The 20,423-nt window shown below is 67.1% G+C and carries 18 protein-coding genes and 2 pseudogenes; 12 read left to right on the forward strand and 8 right to left on the reverse strand.

The window, feature by feature from the left end; all coding sequences use genetic code 11:
* The first annotated feature begins 4 nt into the window (after positions 1–4).
* The 3 genes and pseudogenes from ACF073_RS35475 to ACF073_RS35485 all read left to right on the forward strand — a co-directional run.
* A complete protein-coding gene (locus ACF073_RS35475) occupies positions 5–487 on the forward strand; it encodes a hypothetical protein (RefSeq protein WP_392075602.1) in 483 nt (160 codons plus the stop codon).
* Positions 488–587: 100 nt separating this feature from the next.
* Positions 588–719 (forward strand): annotated as a pseudogene (locus tag ACF073_RS35480) (SAM-dependent methyltransferase); the annotation flags it as partial.
* Between the two features lie 456 nt (positions 720–1,175).
* Positions 1,176–1,405, forward strand: a pseudogene (locus ACF073_RS35485) (IS630 family transposase); the annotation flags it as partial.
* Positions 1,406–1,517: 112 nt separating this feature from the next.
* Here ACF073_RS35485 and ACF073_RS35490 read toward each other — a convergent pair.
* Positions 1,518–2,909, reverse strand: a complete 1,392-nt coding sequence (locus ACF073_RS35490; protein WP_392075603.1) for a hypothetical protein — start codon at positions 2,907–2,909, stop codon at positions 1,518–1,520.
* Positions 2,910–3,514: 605 nt separating this feature from the next.
* On the opposite strand from ACF073_RS35490, the gene ACF073_RS35495 reads away from it, so the two are divergent.
* Positions 3,515–4,417 carry an aminoglycoside phosphotransferase family protein gene (locus tag ACF073_RS35495; RefSeq protein WP_392075604.1) on the forward strand — a complete coding sequence of 301 codons (903 nt, stop codon included), beginning with the start codon at positions 3,515–3,517 and terminating at the stop codon, positions 4,415–4,417.
* A 296-nt stretch (positions 4,418–4,713) separates the two neighbouring features.
* On the opposite strand, the gene ACF073_RS35500 is transcribed toward ACF073_RS35495, so the two are convergent.
* Both ACF073_RS35500 and ACF073_RS35505 read right to left on the reverse strand, forming a co-directional pair.
* On the reverse strand, positions 4,714–4,980 hold the full coding sequence (locus tag ACF073_RS35500; protein ID WP_392075667.1) for a LuxR C-terminal-related transcriptional regulator: 267 nt from the start codon (positions 4,978–4,980) through the stop codon (positions 4,714–4,716).
* A gap of 111 nt (positions 4,981–5,091) precedes the next feature.
* Positions 5,092–5,862: a transposase gene (locus ACF073_RS35505; RefSeq protein WP_392075605.1), complete on the reverse strand. Its 771-nt coding sequence runs from the start codon at positions 5,860–5,862 to the stop codon at positions 5,092–5,094.
* Between the two features lie 218 nt (positions 5,863–6,080).
* Here ACF073_RS35505 and ACF073_RS35510 point away from each other — a divergent pair, with 218 nt between their 5' ends.
* The 5 genes from ACF073_RS35510 to ACF073_RS35530 all read left to right on the forward strand — a co-directional run bounded on the left by ACF073_RS35510 (position 6,081) and on the right by ACF073_RS35530 (position 11,257).
* On the forward strand, positions 6,081–7,268 hold the full coding sequence (locus ACF073_RS35510) for a tyrosine-type recombinase/integrase (protein ID WP_392075606.1): 1,188 nt from the start codon (positions 6,081–6,083) through the stop codon (positions 7,266–7,268).
* Between the two features lie 83 nt (positions 7,269–7,351).
* Complete coding sequence (locus ACF073_RS35515; protein WP_392075607.1) at positions 7,352–9,727, forward strand: tyrosine-type recombinase/integrase; 2,376 nt, start codon at positions 7,352–7,354, stop codon at positions 9,725–9,727.
* Positions 9,724–10,269 (forward strand): hypothetical protein, encoded by a 546-nt coding sequence (locus tag ACF073_RS35520; RefSeq protein WP_392075608.1) that lies wholly within the window; start codon positions 9,724–9,726, stop codon positions 10,267–10,269. Before ACF073_RS35515 ends, ACF073_RS35520 begins: the two co-directional genes overlap by 4 nt.
* Before the next feature lie 41 nt (positions 10,270–10,310).
* The gene (locus ACF073_RS35525) at positions 10,311–10,694 is read left to right on the forward strand and encodes a phage tail protein (RefSeq protein WP_392075609.1); all 384 of its coding nucleotides are present in this window, start codon (positions 10,311–10,313) and stop codon (positions 10,692–10,694) included.
* A gap of 233 nt (positions 10,695–10,927) precedes the next feature.
* On the forward strand, positions 10,928–11,257 hold the full coding sequence (locus ACF073_RS35530) for a hypothetical protein (protein ID WP_392075610.1): 330 nt from the start codon (positions 10,928–10,930) through the stop codon (positions 11,255–11,257).
* A 195-nt stretch (positions 11,258–11,452) separates the two neighbouring features.
* On the opposite strand, the gene ACF073_RS35535 is transcribed toward ACF073_RS35530, so the two are convergent.
* A complete protein-coding gene (locus ACF073_RS35535) occupies positions 11,453–12,181 on the reverse strand; it encodes a hypothetical protein (protein ID WP_392075611.1) in 729 nt (242 codons plus the stop codon).
* A gap of 1,384 nt (positions 12,182–13,565) precedes the next feature.
* On the opposite strand from ACF073_RS35535, the gene ACF073_RS35540 reads away from it, so the two are divergent.
* A complete protein-coding gene (locus ACF073_RS35540) occupies positions 13,566–13,727 on the forward strand; it encodes a hypothetical protein (protein ID WP_392075612.1) in 162 nt (53 codons plus the stop codon).
* Positions 13,728–14,295: 568 nt separating this feature from the next.
* Positions 14,296–15,021: a helix-turn-helix domain-containing protein gene (locus ACF073_RS35545; RefSeq protein ID WP_392075613.1), complete on the forward strand. Its 726-nt coding sequence runs from the start codon at positions 14,296–14,298 to the stop codon at positions 15,019–15,021.
* A 283-nt stretch (positions 15,022–15,304) separates the two neighbouring features.
* Here the strand turns inward: ACF073_RS35545 and ACF073_RS35550 are convergent, their stop codons facing one another.
* Positions 15,305–15,499 carry a hypothetical protein gene (locus ACF073_RS35550; protein ID WP_392075614.1) on the reverse strand — a complete coding sequence of 65 codons (195 nt, stop codon included), beginning with the start codon at positions 15,497–15,499 and terminating at the stop codon, positions 15,305–15,307.
* Positions 15,500–15,549: 50 nt separating this feature from the next.
* On the opposite strand from ACF073_RS35550, the gene ACF073_RS35555 reads away from it, so the two are divergent.
* Positions 15,550–15,693 (forward strand): hypothetical protein, encoded by a 144-nt coding sequence (locus tag ACF073_RS35555; protein WP_392075615.1) that lies wholly within the window; start codon positions 15,550–15,552, stop codon positions 15,691–15,693.
* 1,278 nt (positions 15,694–16,971) lie between these two features.
* Here the strand turns inward: ACF073_RS35555 and ACF073_RS35560 are convergent.
* From ACF073_RS35560 to ACF073_RS35570, 3 genes are all read right to left on the reverse strand, one after another.
* Positions 16,972–18,231, reverse strand: coding sequence for an MFS transporter (locus ACF073_RS35560; RefSeq protein WP_392075616.1), 1,260 nt, complete (start codon positions 18,229–18,231; stop codon positions 16,972–16,974).
* 426 nt (positions 18,232–18,657) lie between these two features.
* A complete protein-coding gene (locus ACF073_RS35565; RefSeq protein ID WP_392075617.1) occupies positions 18,658–19,050 on the reverse strand; it encodes a DUF6281 family protein in 393 nt (130 codons plus the stop codon).
* A gap of 11 nt (positions 19,051–19,061) precedes the next feature.
* Positions 19,062–20,159 (reverse strand): matrixin family metalloprotease, encoded by a 1,098-nt coding sequence (locus tag ACF073_RS35570; protein WP_392075618.1) that lies wholly within the window; start codon positions 20,157–20,159, stop codon positions 19,062–19,064.
* Positions 20,160–20,423: the final 264 nt, after the last annotated feature.

Here is a 20,423-nt window from a genome sequence, read left to right on the forward strand (position 1 = left end):
CGACGTGACGGATCACGGCATTGAATTCCCGGTCTTCCGACTTCATGTCGTGCCAGCGGTTCTCGCGCTTGCGAGTCCTTCGTGGCAACGTGACGTCTGGCTGCGGCCAGAGGAGTTCGAGGACCTGGACTACGTGGTCAACGTTCTGTTCGACGACTTCTGCAACGCAGGCGATCCCACCCCGTGGCTGGGCAAGAGCCTGCGGACCGAGGAGGAAGTCGCGCTCATGAAGGAGCTGGGCGAGGTCTACTCGACCGTGCAGGAAGAAGTAGGCCGCGGTGCCTCGGACGACGTCTATCTAGACGCTCCAGCCTGGGGCGACGTGATCGCAATCGCAGCCAGGTTGGCTCAGGTGATGGTCACCAATGACCTCCGGGCTGCGGCTCTCGTACACGAACAGCTCAACCGCTCTCGGCGCAGACCGAGAACAGTCTCGTATACGCGTACGACGAGCGGCCAGCCATGTTGGCCCTCGCCGGAGACGTGACCGGCCGTGGGCTCCTGGACGCCGGCTGCGGATCAGGCCCCTGTCCGCTGCGCTAAGCAACCGGGGTGCCGTCGTCACCGGCGTCGACGCCGGCGCCGGGATGCCGGCACTGGCGAGGCTCCGGCTCGGTGACGATGCAGCACTGCACGTCGTGGGCCTATGCGACCCTCTGCCCTTCCCAGACGGCACGTACGACGATGTGGTCGCCTCGATGGTCCCGCACAACCTGGAGAACCCGGGGCCGACTCTGGCCGAGTTGCGGCGGGTACCCAGGGCCGCCGGTCGGCTGATCGCGTCGGTGAGCCACCCCTTCGCGGCCTACTCGCACAGGGTTCCACGCCCCGCCTCACCACGCGGACACCAGCTACACCTTCGACTGGACTCTCAACGGGCAATCCCTACGGACGGAGTTCTCGCGCGGGCCGTGGCACGCGATGACCGATGCCTTCACCACAGGCGGCTTACGTCTTTCCGCCATCAGCGAGCCCAGGCCGCCCCGGCGGCCGCGAGTTGTTCCCGGACGGCTTCCAGGACCTTTCGACCTATCCCGACCTCCTGTTCGTCGTCGTCGGGGCACCGCCGTCGGCTACCGGTTCGGGCAGCTAGTGCCGTGACCGCATTGGTGCGCCGCGTTGGTTGCCATGGCGGTCGGATGTGCGGTGGCGACGATCTGACCGCTGGACGCGCGGTGGCTGAACCTCTCCGTGTGCGCAGACTCGCCGACCAGGAGGGACAGCGGCCGCAGCAGACCGTTCGCCGGGCAGGACGTGTTCGGTGCGCTTCCGGCGCGCGATGATGCCGTTGGCCTCGGCCGGCGGAGTCCAGGTGCCGGTGATCGGCCGGCTGGTCCAGGCAGACGAGGACACCGTCCGGGATGTGATCCACCGCTACAACGAAATGGGCAAGAGCACCCTAGAGGGCGTCGGGCAGGTGATCGGCGGCTCGGTCCGGTCACGCCGCCGACGGGTGTCCGTCCCTCCGCCGGCGGGCGCTCGGCGGTTTGTGAGCAGTGGGTGTGTGGCGGTGGACGTCAGCGCTCGCGACGCAGGGAGACGCGCAGGGCCCCATTGTCGTTCCGGCTCAGGAAGAGTCCCGCGCCCTTCACGTTGGCCACGAGTGGCACGACGGTGCCGTGGCCGAGGACCTTCGCAGTATCCGAGCCCTCGTCGAGATCTACCTGCACGGCGGCGGTTTCAGTGCCTTCGGCAGTCGAGTCCTGCCGGACCGCTCCGTACGCGGTTCCGTCGTCGCGGATCGAGACGACCATGATGTCTTTTCGGTCACCGCTCTTGGCCAGACAGATGCCCTTCTTGCGCTGCAGATCGAAGACGACGGGCCCGGCGGCGAGGTAGCGGCCGTCGGGCGAGGCGACCACGCCGTACTCACGGTTCGATCCGTAGTTGCCCGCATTGATGTCGTTGTTCAGGTCGTAGCCGCAGGTCATGGATGCCTGAAGACGTCCTGTGCCCAGATCGTGCACCGACCACACCGGATCGGCGGCAGCGCCGTCCTCCTTGTCCGGAGTCTGCCAGCCGGCAAGCACGTGGCCGTCGATGACACCATAGGCCAGCCCGTTAAAGGGAGCGAGGTCGCCGGTCCGCTCGGTACCGCTCGGGCGTGCGGCGTCACTGAACCAGTGGCCAGCCAGGCCGAAGCCACCGTTGTCCACACCGACCAAGGGGCCGTCCGGGGTGGCCGCGATGACACGACTCCCCGCACAGTCGGCCTGACCGCACGCAGACAGCAGGTCCTCGGGGTGGTCGTAGGCGGTGCTCTGACCCGTCACCACATCCACCGCAAACGAACGCGCTGGGTACACGCCCGAGTCGATCACACCGCCCAGGCCGACCAGCACCCGGCCACCATACGGAGAGACCCGCACCGTGGGCTGCCCCTTTACCGGCAGATCGATCTCCCGCAGCGGCTTCACCGACGCGCCCTGCCCGTCAGCCGCGTACACCGCCAGACTGACCACCGCGGTGCCTTCGTGCAACGCGTCCTTCCCCCGCACGCCTTGGGCGAAGGTGACGATGTACTCGCGGCCGTCCTGATCAACGACTGTCACACCTGGCGTGTGCGACAACTCGGTGTCGCTGGGCGCGGGTATGTCCCATGGCGCTGAAGACCACTTGATCCGCCCTGTGTCAGCGGCCCGCACGATGGTGGTGTAGCCGTTTGCAGCCCCCTGAACGCTGGCAACCCCACCGGCGCCCGGCACCGCCACCACGGGTGCGTTGGCCACCTGCTTCGGCACGCCGCCGAGTGCCGTGTCCCATCCCCCGCCCGCGTCGTAGGCAGGAGGCACTCTCAGTTCGGCGAGTTTCTCCGCTCGGTGAAAGGGGTTCAGAGGATTGCCGTTGCTGTCCCTGCGGCCGCCGTCTGCCTGGTCGCTACAGCCCGCCAGCGATACCGCGGCCAGCACCAACGCTCCCGCCACTGCCCGAACGCGCATGCCGTGTACGTCCCCTTTACCCCCGTGACGGATTCATCCGAACCGTCGGTGACCATCTGACCGCCGACCGTATCAAGAGTCCGGACAGCTCCCCACGCAGGAGCTAGCGTCCAAGGCCATGGCGTCACGGCGGCTGACCTCGCGCTCTCGCGAAGTGGCGTCCAGAGTGTGACCAAGTGAGCACCGAGGTTCAAGGCCCCGATACCGCCCGTCAATAGCCCGGGCTCGTTTTGAACCTCCTCTCCCTGATCCCTGCCAAGGAAGGCGAATAGCGTGCCCGCGGCGTCCTGCACTGGATCGAACGCGACGCGGCAGCGTAGCGGTCGGATTCGCGCACCGGTGCCGCACGCAACTGGTGCTGCCCCGGCACACGATCCGCCGCGGTTTCCGGCCCCTCCTGGTCGGCCGGTCTGCGCACACGGACGGGCTCAGCCACCGCACCACCCAAGATGTCCGAGCCGACATCCAACCGTCCGGAATGGCCGCCCTGGCGAACCTTCCCGGTCAGAGCACCAGCCAGGCGCGGAGCACGAGCGTCGCCGGAGTCGGCGTCTGCCCCATTAGTGTGGCTTCGTATGACCGACTCCGAGAGCGACATCACCGCAGACCTGGTCCGCGACCTGCTGCGGGAGCAGCATCCGGATCTTGCACGGCTGGTCATCCACGAGGTGGCGGGCGGGTGGGACAACCAGCAGTGGCGCCTTGGGGACGAGTTGGCCGTGCGCATGCCGCGTACAGAACGTGCCCCGGATCTCCAGCGCAAGGAGCGCCGGTGGCTGCCCGTCCTGGCCCCGCGCCTGCCGCTCCCGGTCCCGGTCCCGGTACGGACAGGTGAACCGTCCGCGCGCTTCCCGAAGCCCTGGACCATCATGACCTGGGTCCCCGGCGAGCCACTGGACCGCACCTCGATCAGCCGAGGCGACCACGCGGCCGACACCCTGGCGGGCTTCCTCAGGGCGCTCCACGTGGAGGCGCCCGCCGACGCGCCGGTCAGTGAGGACCGCGGCGTCCACCCCAAGAAGTGCACGGACGGCTTCGACCACTTCTTCCACGCCGTTGTCCCCGACGACATCGCCGACAAGGTGCGGGCCGTCTGGGACGACGCCGTCGCCGCGCCCGAGTGGCAGGGCCCGCAGGTATGGGTGCACGGCGACCTCCATCCCGCGAACGTCGTCGTCTCGGACGGGACGCTCTCGGGCGTGATCGACTTCGGTGACATGTTCGCCGGCGATCCGGCGTGGGACCTCGCGGCCGCATGGGTGGTCCTTCCCATGGGCGCCGCCTCACGGTTCTTCGACGCATACGCGCGTGCGGACGAGGCGACGATCCGGCGCGCCCGCGGGCTGGCCGTTCTGAGAAGCCTCTTCCTCATGCTCATGGGCCAGAACGGAGACCGGGGCCTTCCGGGCGGCAAACCGGCATGGGGACCCGCGGGAAGGGCGGCGCTCGACCGCGCCCTGAGAGGCAGATTGATGTAGGCACGGGCGGCGGTCCTCATCCGAGACTCGCTGCCGCTGGTACTCGCTGCCGCAATCGGCGCGACGCCACTCCTGCGTCGCTCGTGACCGCCTCCGGCCGGCGCACCACCGCCGGCAGCGCGGTCCGTGTCCGTTCGATCGTCGGCGGTCGGGACCGACAAGACCGCCGCACCCCGGCGTTGTCTGGGGGGAGACGAACGTCGAGGTACGGCGGCCGGCTTGGAGGCAGAGGCACTCGTATGCGGGGGCTGGGGGCGCTGTCCTTTCCGATCTTGCAAAGCGAACCTTGGCCACTGTCAGGGTTCCGCCTGGCTCCCGTCGCCTTCGCTGTACGAGTAGTGGTCATCCACCGAGTCTGAAAGGAGGCCGAGTTCTTGAGCTTTCGCCCCTAACGCCACGCGCCCTTTTACTTCAAGATTGGACATGAGATTGCGAATTCTTCGCTGTACGGTGCGATGCCCGATGCCCAGTTTCCTTGCAATCGCAGCGTCAACCAGGCCGCAGTAGAGGAGCTGCAAGATTTCCCAGTCCGTCTCCTCGATCCCCAACGATGCGGCACGCATAAGTTGCACGAATTCCCCCTAATAGTAGCCCGTCGCCAGGCCGCCCGAGAAGAGCCTAAGCGCTGTCCCGTAAATGATCTTTGACGTGCTGGATGACCTGCCGTATCTCCGTTACCCGGCCAGGGTGAGGTTGTGCAGGCGGGCGATGCCGAGCATGGCGTGATGGACGGCGTCGCCCTTGAGGCGGCAGTCGCGGAGGATCTTCCAGGTCTTCATGCGGGCGAAAGCGTGCTCGACGCGGGCGCGGACTTTGCGGTGGGAGGTGTTGTGTTCCTCTTTCCAGTCAGGGAGTTCGGCCTGGCCGGGTTCCCGGCGGTGCGGGATGACCAGGCCGGTGCCGCGGTAGCCGCCGTCCGCGATGACCGTTGTCTTGCCGACGGCGTCCTTCGCGCCGGACAGTTCCCACGCCTTGCAGTCGTTGCGGTTGCCGGGCAACGGGCGTCCGACGGCGACGACGAGCCGGGTGTCGGCGTCGATGACGACCTGGTGGTTGGTCGAGTAGCGGTAGTTCTTCGACTGCTCGGCGACCTGGTGATCGCGGGTGGGGACCAGGGTGCCGTCCACGATCAGCACGGCGTCCTTGCGGAACCGCCTGCGTTGCTGGAGGGCGAGCGCAGGTCCGAGGTGGTCGATGATGCGGTCGGCGGCCGACTTCGACACCTCGAACAGCGGGGCCAGTTGGCGCAGCGTCAGGTTGGTCCGCCAGTAGGCGGCGACCAGCAGCACACGGTCCTCCAGCGGCAGGCTCCACGGTCGGCCCTTGCGCACCGGGTCCGCACCCTCGCGCCGCAGCGCGGTGATCAGCTTCCCGAACTGACGCGGGCTCAGCCCGGTGAACGGGGCTATCCAGGACGGCTCCGACGCCGTGATCACACCAGCCACAGCGAGATCATTGCAGTTGCCGTCGCCCTTCCCTCAGGCCGATCCTGTGGGCTCGGTCAACGAGGAGGACACGTGGGGCTTGTTCTGTTCCCAGTTCTCCTGGGCTTCTACGAGTGTGGCGTGACGCTGCACTAGCTGCGTGACCTGGGCTTTTCTCTAACATCTCTGGGGCTGTCGTGATCGTTGCGACACGTTGCACATAGAGATGGAGGAGACCCGTGAGGGCCTTTCCTGTTCAACTCCCGTCCGGCGTCCGGTACTGGACCGTGCTGGACGAAAACCTCGCCGTGGTTCCTGCGGCCGACGCGTTCTTGCGGCACGTGCGGTTCGGCAAGGACCAGGCTGAGCTGACGACCCGTACGTACGCCGGGCACATCGCGCTGTACCTGCGCTGGTGCATACGGACGGGCCGCGACTGGCGGGTGGCGGCCGAGGAGCTGGGGCTGTTCGTCGTCTGGCTGAAGTTCGGTACGCGGCAGGTCACAGGTATCGCGCGACCGGCCGGGAGCGGGTTGGTGTATCCGGGGCCGGGGGCGGAGCCCGTGCGGGAGCCGGCCCGGATTCAGAACGTGCTCGCCGGGGTGCGGCAGTTCCTGCTGCACGGCATCACGGCGAAGGCGGTTCCCCCGGCCGTGATGGCCCAGCTCTACGAGGTGGCGGAGAACTGGGACCTGCCGGAGCAGGCTCGGGGGGAGGACCTGACGGGCTACCGGATGCGGCCCCGGCACCGGGTGCAGGTCCCGCGCAAGAAGGGCGAGCGGGCCGAGGACCGCGAGATCGTGGACTTGTTCTTGGCCTGCCGGAATGCCAGGGACCGGTTCATCGTCCTGCTGCTGGGCCGGGCGGGACTGCGACCGGGAGGCGCTGCGGGCCTGCGCCGCGAGGACATGCACTTCATGCCGGACTCCTCGGCGCTGGGCTGCCCGAAGAAGGGCTCCCACCTGCACACGCTGCGGCGGGACAATCCGAACGGGGCCTGGGCGAAGCGGCAGCCGACCGCAGCACCGGGGCGGTGGAAGCCTGTCGACCATCTGGTCGTGCTCGCCTACGACCAGTACGTGCTGGAGCGGATGGCGCTGCCGCACGGACCGGACAGCGACTTCGTGCTGGTGAACCTGTTCGCCGAGCCGCTGGGCGCCCCGATGACCGCGGACAGCATCGGAGAACTCCTCGGCCGCCTTTCGAAGCGGGCTGGGTTGAGCAGGAACATCACGCCGCGGATGCTACGTCGCGCGGCGGGCAGCAACTTTGCGGACGCGGGCGCTGGCCAGGACGAGATCGCTGGGCTGCTCGACCACTCACAGCTGTCCAGCGCGGAGCCGTACCTGACACCGGCCCCCGACCGGCTGAGGGACGCGGTCGATGCGGTTCCGTCGCCGCGCGAGTTCACCGGCGGTGTCCGGTGACGAGCCGCCTCACGCCGATCATCACCGCCCCGGTTCCTCAACACGGGGCGTCCGATTCCGAGCAGGCCGCCTTCCTCTGGTCGATGATCGAACCCGACTTCCTGGAGGGCGCGGGCTGGAACGCCGATCGGCGGGTCCTGGACCCGCCGATCGGCCACCCCACTCTGGGCGGCCGGCGCTGTCCGGTGCCGGGCTGCCTCTCCCCGGTGAAGGGATTGCAGCTGTGCGCCACGTGCAGCACACGCCGCCGTGCGTCCGGGATGCCGCAAGGGGAGTTCGTCAAGATCCCGCGCACCGCGCCGTATCGGCATCTGCCGACGGGCGACTGCCGGGTGACCGGCTGCGAGCGGCCATGGACCGACTCGGGCGGCCGGCCCGTATGCCGCTCGCACTGGTGGCAGCTGCAGAAGCACGGTGGCACCCTTGAAGAATTCCTCGCCGACCCGGCCGTCAAGGGCCTGCTCAGTCTCGGAGACTGCGCCGTGCTCGCCTGCAACCGCCGGGCAGTCAGCGCCGGTGACGTCCGGCTGTGCCACACCCACGAGAAGCGACTCTGGGTTCTGCGGGAGGAGGACGACTTCGACGAGGAGGCGTGGTTGCGCACCGCGCCGTCGGCCGCGTTCGCCACCGAGGTCAGCTTCAGGGGCCTGCCCGATCTCGTCGTCGCCCAGCTGCTGTTCGGCCTTCAGCACCGCTGCCACCGTGGCGGCCGTACCGAGGTCGCCAACTTCCGCGCGCTCATCGACCGGACCATTCGCCCCTCGCTCGCCTCGCGCCTCGAAGACGTCCCCGATCCGGCCGCGAACAGCGAGGCCCTGATCCTTCTGAACCGAACACGGATCTACGCGATCCGTGCGGTCAAGACACCCGAGGGCGAGTACGCCAAGGACACCTGGGACCTGGTCGCCTTCGGCCACCGCGGCAACCTCGTCTTCACGACGATCCATCAGCCCTGGCTGCGGGAGAGCGCCAAACGGTGGGCCCGCGACTACCTCTCCAAGGTCCGCTCCAAGAGCACCGCCTCGCACGCACAGCAACATCTCCACGGTCTGGCCAGGCTCTCCGACACCCTTCGGGCCCGGCCCGACCGCGGCAGGGACAAGGCCGCGCTGGCCCGCGCCGACATCGAGAACTTCCTGAACAGGATGTCGTTCCTCGAAGCCAACGGACAGATGACCACCCGCACCCGGATCGCCTACGTCAGCAAGGCCCGCAACGTGCTCAAGCAGGCCCGGGCCATGGGCCTGACCCGCCCCGAGGGCCCGCTGGCCGGCCTGCCGGACGACTTCGTCATCAGCCGCACGGACATCCCCAAGGCGCCGGAGCCCTCGGAAGAGAGCCAAGACCTGCCGGCCGAAGTAATGCGCCATCTCGGCACCCATCTGGACGCCTTCGAGGCGATGACCTGCTACGAGATGCGGCTGAGCGTCGAGCTGCTGATGGACACCGGCCGTCGCCCCGAGGAGATCTGCCGCCTGGAGCTGAACTGTCTCACCCGCGACAGTCAGAACAAGCCGGTGCTGCTCTACAACAACTGGAAGGAGCAGCGGATCGGGCGGCAACTACCCATCCACGAGCCGACGGCCGAGCTGATCATCGCTCAGCAGAAACGCGTACGTGAACGCTTCCCCGACCGGCCGCCGTCCCAGCTGGTCCTGCTGCCCTCGCCGCAGCTGAACCTGCGCGGGGACCGCTCGATCGACTCCAACCACCTCAGCGGCATGCACCGCGAGTGGGTCGAGTCGCTGCCGGACTTCGTCCTCGACGACGGCACCGTCTTCGACAAGGAGAAGATCTTCCCCTACGCCTACCGGCACTCCTTCGCCCAGCGCCACGCGGACGCCGGCGTCCCCGTCGACGTCCTGGCCGAGCTCATGGACCACGAGAACTACCAGACCACCAGGGCGTACTACCGGGTCAAGGAAGTACGCCTGCGCGAAGCGGTCGAGCGCGTCACCCAACTCCAGTTCGACCGCCACGGCACGCGCATCTGGGGCGCGGTCACCAGCGTGCTTGACGCCGAACGCGCCCGACGGGCCATCGGCGCCGTGGTGGTCCCCTTCGGCACCTGCTCCGAACCCACCAACGTCGCCGCCGGCGGGGGTGCCTGCCCGCTCCGCTTCCGCTGCGTGGGCTGCGACCACTTCTCCACCGACGTCTCCTACCTGCCCGACCTACGCACCTACCTGGATGACCTGCTCCGCCAGCGGGAGAAGCTGAGATCGATGGCCGAAGCCGACGACTGGGCCCGCGCCGAGGCCACGCCCTCGGATGCGGAGATCACCCGCATCCGCCGCCTGATCCAGCGCGTCACCGAGGACATCGGCACGCTCACCGAAGCCGAACGCGCCGAGGTCCAGCGGGCCTCCGCGGTGGTCCGCCAGATGCGGCAGACCTTCCTCGGCATGCCCCGCATCCGCCAGCCCCTGCCCGACCTCCGAGTGGAGCGCTCCGCATGACCGCACCCGACCCCACCGTTCAGGCGATGGTCGAAGGCCGCCGGGCCGACACCGGCCGGCGCCGCCAGCGCGTGCTCACCGCGCTGGCCCAGGCCGCCAAGGACGGCTCCGAGACCAGCGTCACCGCGATCGCCCGCCGCGCCGGCGTCGACCGCACCTTCCTCTACCGCCACCGCGACCTGCTCGGCCGGGTCCACGCGCAGGCCGCCGAACCGCCCACCGCCCCCGGGGGCCGCGGCCCGGCCGTCAGCCGGGCCTCCCTCCAGGCCGACCTGCTCGCCGCCGACGCCCGCACCGCCCGACTCGCCGCCCACGCCCGCCGCCTCGAAGCGCGGCTCAGCGAGGTCTTGGGCGAGCACGTCTGGCGCGAGTCCGGCATCGGTGGCACCGAGGACAACGAGCAGCTCAAGGCCCGGATTACCACCCTCGAACAGCAGGTGGTCGACCTGGAACTCAAGCTCCAGGACCAGGGCGACGAGCTTGCCGCCGCCCGCGGCGCCAACCGCGAACTGATGGCCCAGCTGAACCGTCACGCCAACTGACCGATCACCCGGCGCCCGGCCGGTACATGGCAGGGCGCCGGGTGGAGACGCTGAAGAGCGTCTCCGGTGTGACGCTCGACCAGGAGTACGTCGAGCTGGTGCAGAACTCGCCTGACGGGAAGCCGGTTCCCGATCTGGTTCTGGGGGCGCCGAAGTTCTTCGGAGACGTGACGCTCACGCGTGCCATGGACAAGAGCGAGAAGTTCACCCAGTGGATCCTGGACTCCCGCAATCCGACCAAGACCGAAGACGGTGCCCAAGACATCGTGCTGGTGTACGTGAACGCACAGAACGGTACCGAGAAGAAGTTCCAGCTCACCGGCGCGCGTCCTACCTCCTGGTCCGCGCAGGATCTGGCTGCAGGTGAAACCGGCCAGGTCGACGAGACGCTCGAACTCAAATACGTCTCCTGCGATCCGATCTGACGCCTGCTGACACGTCCATCGGTCCGGCCGATCGCGCGTCGCGTGATCGGCCGGACCGTTCTCAGCGTCTTCCCTGGGGCAGCCCAGGGGGTGAGGGGCGGGCTAGGACCCCTGCACCACATGTGTTGCATGAGTTAGAGTCTTGCGGACAGCTCCTGAGCTGCGGAAACTCCATCCGCACACCCGCGAAGCCCCGGAGAAGCGTCGGAGACGACGACACCAGCAGCCCGGACGTGTCCTGGTCCTACACCGGCTTTGGAGTGTTCCGGCGGTGGCTGGCGCAGGCCGAGGGGTTCGAACTAAACGAGATGGACGGCTTCGGTGGACAGCGCTCCTGGAGAGACGTCTCCACCACCCTGGCACCACTCCTCAATCATCCCGACGACGACGGCCCGGACCTCACGCCGGTCCAGTGCGCGGCGATCCTGCCCCGCCTGCAGGAGATCGCCGACCAACCTCAAGAGGGAAGCATCCTCCTCCAGCGGCACCTCGACGACGCCCGCCAGTTCGTGGTCGTCCTGCAGCTCTGCATCGAGAAGGACGTCGACCTCCTCTTCGGCTGACGTCGACCGGCGCCAACGGCTCACTGTGACCAGCAGTTACGGGACAACTCTTAGAGACGCCTGACGCACCACAACAACCCCTTGAGTGACACCAAATGAGGCACTCGGCCCCCGATGGATCGAAAATTATTCCCGCCCTTTCCGCAGGAGTAACCGCCGGACCATGGCGCCGCCCCGAGAGCGCGGAGTCGGTGACTAGCGGCGGCAGTCGGCCGCCCAGGCATACAGATGGCGTTCCCTGTCCGCGCGGGGTGGCTCGCCGGGCGTTGGCATGATGTCCGCGTGGATGTATTGAGCGATCTGATCGAGTGCGCTGTGACAGGCCGGGCTGTCGGGGCCGAGGGCCACGATGTGGGCGATGCGGTCGTCCGGCGTGGCCTGGGAAGCGGAGGTCACGTGGTCGCCGGGGTGCCGGGTGAGAGCGATCCGGTCGAGATGCGGGTGGCGGTCTGCGTGCGGGTGAACGGTCAAACGCCGTAGGGAGCCTGTTGCGGACGGATAGAGGAACTGTATGGCCGCTGCGCGCTGTCGGGTCGCAGCGAGAGACGGGGTGCGGCCGGTGGCGAGGTCTGCCGCGGCACTCGGCAGATCGATGCCCGTGGCCCGCTTGACCAGGAGCGGGATCAGGTCGTCGGCGATGTGGCCGGCCACGTCGAGGACGCGGGGCCCTCTGGGGGTGAGTCTCATACGGACGCTGAGGACGCCCAGCGTAATGCCGAGTGCCCGTACGGTCCGGGAGACAACCTGCCGGATCACCGGATGGTGCAGGAGGGTGTCATGCGCGAAAACGCAGTGGCGTACGGCCTGACGGGCCGGGAGCGGCCCCGCAACCGTTCTCGTGATCGCGGCGATCCGAATGTCTTCGTCGTCCAGGACAACCGTTTCAGCGGAGATCTGCTTCCCGTCCCGGAGTTCCTCGACCACTGCACTCCCCCGCCAGTCGGCGGGGCGTCCGGCAAGAGGTCGGGTGACCCGCTCATACGCAGCGGCAGCTTCACCGCCGTCACTCGCCTGGACAGCGATCACGCGCTTCGTGCCGGACGGTCGGACCAGGACGGGATGTCCGAGTGACTCGGCATGTGCAGCGGCCGATGGAGCATCGAACGCCTCCAGCCACCGGGGCTGCGGCACCCTGTGCTCTGCCAGCACTCTTCTGAGATCACCGAGGTCACTGCAGCGGTCCAAGGAATCCGCACCGGGGGTGGGAGTCCGAAGCAGTCCAGCGATCCGGGCCGTGATCCCGCGGTGCTCAGGCATATAGGTGAGCGCGCCCCGAAGTTCATGGCGAGACCAGTAGCCCTGCACGGCTTCGAGAGTGGCGACGGGATCCGCGGGATCGGCCACTAGGTGATGCGCCAGGTACGGGCGTGCCCACTGGGGGGCCACGGCGTCGACAAGCACCACAGGGTGGGACACGGCGATCTGCGCCAGGCGGAACTCTTCCTCCGCCGCATGGGAGCTACCTGCCCCGAGCAGGCACACAGGGTCAGACATCGCCGCCCCGCGAGGAGAAGCAAGCGGGGGCTCGGCCTGCTGCACGACCGTGCAGGTCGCCACCGCGTGACGCGGTGCGGGAGGGACGGCGCCCCGTTCCCGTCCCTGCGGGCCGACCGAACTCGGCCTGTCTGACCGGCGGTCGTCCGTCTCGCCGCAACCGTTGCAGGTGCAGCTGCAACGACTCATTGATGTTCATCGTCGTTCCCCGTGTTCGTCTCAGTTCACTCGCGGGCACGACCGCCCCGCTCGCGGTACCGGGACGCCCACCGGATCCCCTTTCGGCACGGCCGGGGGTATCCACTGGTGGGCGCCGGCCGGACAAGCCTGTGCCGGCCGCGTCGCCATGTGTAGTTGTCACCTTGCCCGCGGACTCCCTCGCACGCTGTGCGGCCGCTTCGTGGTCGGCGTCTGCGGCAGGCCGCGGGAGTCCATCCGCAGCCCTCGAAGACCGCGGCATCCCCCGAGGAGGTACGGAGCCGGTCCCAGAACGCGCGGAGTCGGCACATAGCACGGGATCGCACGGCCCCCACCCGGCGATGGCTATATAACCGACCGTAAGACTGGTCTGATTGCAACGACCCTTCCACGCAGAGTGAGCTAAATCAATGGCCGCATGAGTGGGCGCAGTGATTGTGCGGCTACCGTCGCTGCGCTTGCGGCCGGCCTGGGGCGCCGCGCATTGCGCGGAGTACACGAGGTGCGGCTCCATGGTCGGGATCACGAAAGCCTCCGCCCGGATCGAGAGACGGAGGTGACCGTGCGGCAACCTGCCCAAGCCCGCGGTACAGCCACTCGCGCGGAAATCCTTGACGTGGCGGCGAACCTGATGGATGACAAACCGCCGCGAGTAGGGCCGCTGCAGGCCGTCGTCGACGCATGGATCGTCCTGGCCTGGCTCACCCCGCAGGTGCCGGTGGTGAAGGCCGCGGCGAAGCTTGCCACCAACCAGGACCACATGGGCACATTCGGATAGCTCTGGTCGCAGTACGTCCCTGGCGCAGGACGTAACCGGCACGCCCGATGAGCATCCAGGCCGCCGGCCCTGATTTGACGTCCAGAAAGCGTGCTTTCTGGACGCATCACGCATGAATACCGACCGCAAGGAGGGGCGCAGAGAGCATAGAAAGACGATGTTGTCGCATCGTTGTTTCCAGGTCGGGAAGCCCTCGGAGCTCTCAGCCTCTGGCTGATGCTTCACCAGATACCGACTGTGTACCTGTTCTTGGGAGCAGGACTGGCGTAGCGGCACGTTGCATTCACGGTCGATCCGTATGCGCGATCGGTAGGCGATTACACGCCAACCGCCCGTGAGGATGTCCTATTCACGTCCTAGCGAGGGCGACCCGGAGTGGAACCCATGAGGGGGTGGCTGTTGAAACCGATCGGATGCATGGTTGGATGCCGAGCATCGTTCACGCCGAGTGGCGCAGATGTGACGGACCAGAGCCGCGTGCACGGATCGTGCGAGTTAGGGGGGTGGCTCACTCAGGGGCAGGGGGAGGGCTGTGAGGCGCGGAACATCCCGCGAATACCAGCGGTTGATGAGGCAGTACCGCGAGAGGCGGTCGCGGCAGGACGTGGGGCTTGACCCGCGCGTTGGCAGTCGGACCGGGCAGGAATCTGCAAAGCTGCGACAACCCGATGTCGATGAGGCCCTGGGGTCCGGCGCCGGCGTCTACCAGAAGGTGGAGAGCGGCAGGCTGCGTCCGTCTCCCGAGCTGTTCCTGCGTATCGCGGAAACACTTCGCTTCAGTTCGCACGACAGGCGCGTGGCCCACCTCGATCTGTTCGGTTCGGAGCCGCCACCAGCGGTCGGCGGACCCTCTCCGCATTGGCAGCGCGCCGTCGACGGCCAGCGGGAAATGATGTGCGTCCTGGCTCCGGACGGACAGCTCGTGGCGCACAATGCGGCCTTCGTAGCGATGTTCGGCGGCGAAGTGGCTCCTTCGAACTTCTGGCGCTGGTCACTGTTCTCCGACCACGCACGAGGCACAGTGCTCGTCGACTGGGAGGAGGACTGGGCCCCCTACCTCCTGGAGGAGTGCCGTCTGCTGTCCTTCCGGTATCGCGATAATGCGGCCGTACGCCGCCTCTACGCGGACTTGGCCGGCGATCCCCGACTGCGGTGCCTCCCCAGGGCCGATGCCGATCTCAACGGACGTGTCTGCTCACTGCGGCACGTGAACAACGGCACCAGGCGCGTGCGCGTCCTGGCTGCCGAATCCCAGGGGTTCCGTCTGCTGACCTTCCTTTTCGAAACGGCTTAGCGAAGAGCTGCGTCATGATGTCCCAGCCGACACCGATGGATACGCCGTGCACCTACTGATTCCGGATGATCCAATTCTCGCTGCGAACTTCGTCACCCTCGAACAATCTCTCCTGTGTTCCCTTCACTACGGATACGGGACCGAACTGACAGGTACACAGGCAGCGACCGTCAAAGTCGCCTACGAGAGCTGCCAGGATCTGCAATACATGCTCCCCGTACGGTTCCACGCCCAGACACCGGATGCCATGGCGGACGAGGAAAACGGCTACCGGCTCGAGGGCTCATCCGGGCAGCCCTTGACGAGGCTGTACGCCGTGGATGGCGAACGACACGTCGGTCATCTCGAAGCCTGTTACATGATGCTGCGCCAGGCGGAGCTCGACGAGTGGCGCGATCCGCCGGCCCAGCTGACCGAGGCGCTGCGAGAGATCAGCGATGGAGCGGACTTGGTAGACCGCTTCCGCCGCGTCCTGCAAGTCGTCTGCTTCCCGCTCCCCCGCGGCTGCTCGCGACAATTCGCCATGCGGTGCCCGGAGGGACCAGCACAGCCGTCACGCTCGACGCCGACCAGGAGGAGCAATACCTGGGCCACCGCGAAAAGGTCATCCGTATTATCAGCGGCGACGATGAATTTTCTTATGCCATGCATCAGGCGCTCTACGCGATGTGAAAGCGGGCTGGCGCGCGGCGGCGCAGACGAACGGCTGCCGGGCCACGCGGGCACCAGCTCGGCATCGGGCGCAGGGTACGGTGTCGGATGGTCGCCCGTGATCCCCTCCAGGGCGGCAGAGCCTTGGGGTGAAGACGCGTCCATCGCAGGTCAGCGCACTCGGGTGCCCTTCGTTCCCCACGGCTCAGCGCAGCGGAGTCGAAGCGTCGAGCGGGCCCCGTACACCAGGCAGTCGTACTCCGGGGCGAGCACCGACGGAGTCAGGTGGAGGCGGTCCGTCACGCGCGGCTCGGAGGCTCCGGACGAACCAGCGGTCCTCCAGCCACTCGGCTACGGCGGGCCGTGCCCGGCCGCCGCGCAGGTCGACGTTGTGGACCCTATGGTCCGACGAGGCGAGCCGGTCCTCGACCGGCCGCGGGCCCTGCGGACCGATGGTGTGCTACACCGGCGCGCGCGTCACGAAGTTCCCGGAGCGCGCCCGGAAGGCGCCCTCGCCGAAGCACAGGCCGAGGGCGTTCAGCGCTCACCGTAGTGGCTTCTTAGATGCTGGCCCTTCCGCCCCCCGCAGGGTAGGCGGAGGCACGGCCCCAACCCGGCACCACCACTGCCCGCCGGGACCCGGGCCATCGGCACCCCGTCTCCACAGCGGCAACCATCAACGTCTGGCAGTGCACCGACAGCACCTCGGTTCCAGCCGCGTCCTGGAGGTGAGGCACCGCCGGCGCGAGCCCACCGGCTCCCTCTGCGGCGCGACGTCCTCGGCGGGCGCCTCCTCCTCGGCCAGTGCCACCAGATATTGTTCCAGGCCGATCGCCATGCGCATGAGCACCTCTCCCGATCGAGACTTCGGTGCAAGCCGCCATCTCATGTCCGGCAGCGAAGACCGTACGTCAGATGCGGAGGTCCAGAAGAAGGACGACCTCTCAGCTTGTGCTTTGTGGTCGGCGGCTTCGTTGAGTCAGCAGCGCACTCGCGGACGGTGTTGCCGTCGAGACGGACGATGCACTCTCCGAAGAGCGCCATGGGACGGCCCTCGTCTTCGACAATCAGCCTCAGCCCGAGATCCATCATGGGCTTGATGGCCTGCTCTGTTCGAGAGCCGTGGGGGTCCGCCCGTGCAGGCCGCCAGGTCTCGAACAGCGCACGGACCCCCTCCCAACCGGGCCCGGGGAAGAAGTGACAGCGGTACGCCGGTTGATCAATTGCGTCCTGCCGTACTTCGCTGTTCCGCGTGGCGAGCTATACGGGCCGACATCTCCGCGATCAACTCTTACGCCCTCATGCCACTGCCTCCTCCGGTACGGCCGGTCGTGCAAGCGGGGTCAGAGATCCGAGGAACAGCAGAAGCACAAGGACACCGCCGACTGGCAGGAGCACTGCTTTGACGCTCCACTGCGCACATGCGCTGGTCATGGCAACGGCACCCACCGGGGCCAACGACGTGGTGATCGTCCAGAATGCCCCGGTGACCCGACCAGTGATCCGAGGAGGGGTGATCTGTTGACGCAGGCTCATCGAGCAGATTCCACCCAGGGTGCTTCCCAGGCCGAACAAGAAGCCGACGACGGCGACGGACATCGCGTCAGCCGTCAGGGGGAGCAGGCCCACTGACACCGCGACAAGAAAGAACCCACCGAACCAACATCTCACGAACCCGAAACGACGGTACAGCGGCCCAGCAGCCATGGCTGCGATGAGTGATCCGAGCGCCGCGGCCGCGAAGACCAACCCAGTCACCCACGACTTGCTGTGCAGTGAATCTCGGAGCCAGTACACCAAAAGGTCATCGGCCGACACGGTCACGAAGGTGAACAGGGTCAGCAGGACTGTCAGCCAACGCAGGGCCTGATTGCTCCACAAGAACGCGACGCCGGCTCTGAATGTGGCCAGCCAACCGTCGGAGCGAGTTGCGTAGGGGTCGGCGTTCGGGTCGCTCACTTGCAAGGAAATCGACCGCAGCAACCAGACGCTGAGTGCTGAGCCGGCGAAGGTGAGAGCGTCGATGCCGACCGCAATGTCTGGGCCGGCCACCGCCGACAGAGATCCAGCGGCGATCGGACCCACCAGATAGGAGAACGAGTTCGAGGCCTCCAGCCGGCCATTGGCGTCGACGATCTGTTCCGCGGGGACCAGCTCCTGCACCATCGAAACATGGGCCACCTGGAAAGTCAGCCCCAGCCCGGCACCCACGGCTGCGCACACATAGATCAGCCACAGCTGCGGTTCCACCCACCACACCACAGGGACCGACCCGTAGGTGACAAGTCTTCCGAGGTCGCACCAGATCATTAATCGTGTCCGGTCTACTCGGTCGATGACCGGTCCGACGACGACGCCTGCGACCAGGCGAAGTACGCCGTAGATCATGGAGACGAGCCCCATCTGCACAAGCGAACCGGTGAGATCAAGGACCAGGAGCGGCAACGCGAGGGTGCCGAACGCGTTACCGAAAGCCGAGAGGGTCTGTCCCGCCCAGTAGAAGTTGAACTGCTGGTTGCGAAGCAACGAGGCACTCGCGTCGGCGTTGAAATCCCCCATCAGCACTCGCCCCTCGCGAATCGAAGCACAGCTGCTATTCGAGAACCGTCTGCTCCGATGTCGCCGCGAGGCGTTTGACGAGAGCCGGCGCGAACGCGCGGTCCGGATCGCCGGAGGCGGTCGCATCGGTGCGCGCCGTTTCGATGACGGCCCAGAAGTCGTCTACGTTCAGGCCGCACCTTCCCACCCCCGGCTCTGACAACCGAGCTTGGAGTCCGGCCGTGCCTTCGGGGCTTGGACGTGGCGGTGGGCATGGGGGGCCCGGCGTCTCGGCGTAAGTTCTCCGGGATGCCGAGCAGCTCGCAGATCGCTGCATCCGGAACTCGATGCCCGACTGCGCCGCCTCGTCGCAAGGGCCTTCACGCCACGGCGCATCGCAGGTCCGGTGCGCCGCTGGTACCTGAGCGGTGGTGCCTGCTGTCCGCTTCATGAAGCTTTGATCAGTTTCCTCACCTGGGGCGGGAGCTTGTTGTCCGAATACACGGCGACGAGCATCGCGTCGTCGGGTGCGCTGCCGACGGCAATGGCCAGCTCGGGGGAGACACCGTTCACCACGTAGGCCGTCTTCGTTGTTGCGGGCTCCGCGTCTTCGTTCTGGCTGCCAGTGTCGTCGCAGGGCGGCTTGGTGGCGGTACCGAGCTTGCTCCCGACCGTGAACTCCGCGTTCGCGACGTCTCGGTACGTCCGGCCCTTGTAGGTGACTCGGTAGGCGCACGAAGCCGAATCATCCGACGTGTCACCGCCTGATGTGCAGGCGGCTGCGGACGCCGCCACGGCTGCGATCAGCAGCACCCTCATGCCTAGTCCGGTCGAGCTCATCAACGGCCTCCTTAGTAGATGCTGCGAAGACCGAGGACGTCTCCCTTGCCGAGCGTTCGGGCCTTCGTCGTGCAGAGGAACGAGTCCGTGAACATGGTGAGGTTTTCGTGTCCATCGCCGACATGGCTCAGACCGAATACGTGGCCGGCTTCGTGAGTGGCGACGGATCGGATGTCGTATTTGTTCAAGCAACTGCTGGTCGGCTTGTTGGTGAAGTCGTAATCGTATGTGTTGAAACGGACGTCAGCTTCACGCAAGTCGTTCTTGACGCCGGGCATGGGCCATGAGTACGAGCAGGTCGTCGCGACAGCGCTGTCCTTGATGTTCCCGGCGTCCCACACGCTTACGCCGTCGTTTCCGGTGCAGCGGCCAGTCTTGCTGATGCTCGCCTCGCGGCCGGTCTCGGACAGGAAGTTCGCCTTCGCGCCGACCGAGTCACCGTATCCACAGTTGTTGTAGCTATCGGTGATGTTGTCTATCGCGTCATAGATAGCCCACTTGGCGTTGGTCCGGGAAAGCCCCCCGGGCATCCCGTCATCACCGATGTACCAATTATAGGTGCCGTACTCTTTGAGGTCGGCCGTCTTGTAGGCGCCATCGCTGCATGCCCCAGGAGCCCTGAGAGCGTCCGTGTCGGCTACCTCGGCACCATCGGAGGGGTCGGAAGGGTCGGCAACCGCGTCCTGCTCCGGCACATCGACCGCTGGGTCGACAGTGTTCGCCAGAGGATCGGGTCTGTCGTACCCGGCGGTGGACGAGTCGGGATTGGCGTCGTCAAGGTTGTAGGAGACCCTCCCGTCGTCGCCGACCTCAAGTGTGAACCCGTGCGATTCGCCGTCGGTGGTCAGCATGTCGATGCTCACAGCCATACCAGGTTCAGGCACGGTCACACCTGTACCGTCGTACGTCACGACCCGTCCCACGGCATTGCATAAGACCACAGACGAGCCAGCGGGCAGGTCGCCGATGGTTAACTCACCCTCGCCGAGCGCACAGACGCCGGCTCCAGCCGCTGCCACGTCGGTGCCGCTGGCGACCGCCGACAGCGAGGCCGTCAATGCGAAGGCTGTGAGCACCCTGCCTATGAGTCTTGGATTGCGCTCCGTCACTCTCCACCCCCTGGAGATCCTCCCGGTGCACGGGAAACAATCAACTGCCGCGGAGAGTAGCCGTTATTTCTTCACGAATTCTTCTGATTTTCAGACAAAGTGGCGCTTGTAAGGGTGCCACGAGGCACCGGTATGTTGCCGGCGGAGCCGATCCGGCGGCGGCAGTTGTCACGTGCCGCGTCTACGTCCGCCCACCTGCCGTGCCGCACTGATCGGCCGTCGCTGGTGAGCAGCAGGTGGTGGGGTCCGGGTTGGAACGGAACA

The sequence above is a fragment of the Streptomyces sp. NPDC015171 genome (assembly GCF_043079545.1).
GTDB lineage: Bacteria > Actinomycetota > Actinomycetes > Streptomycetales > Streptomycetaceae > Streptomyces.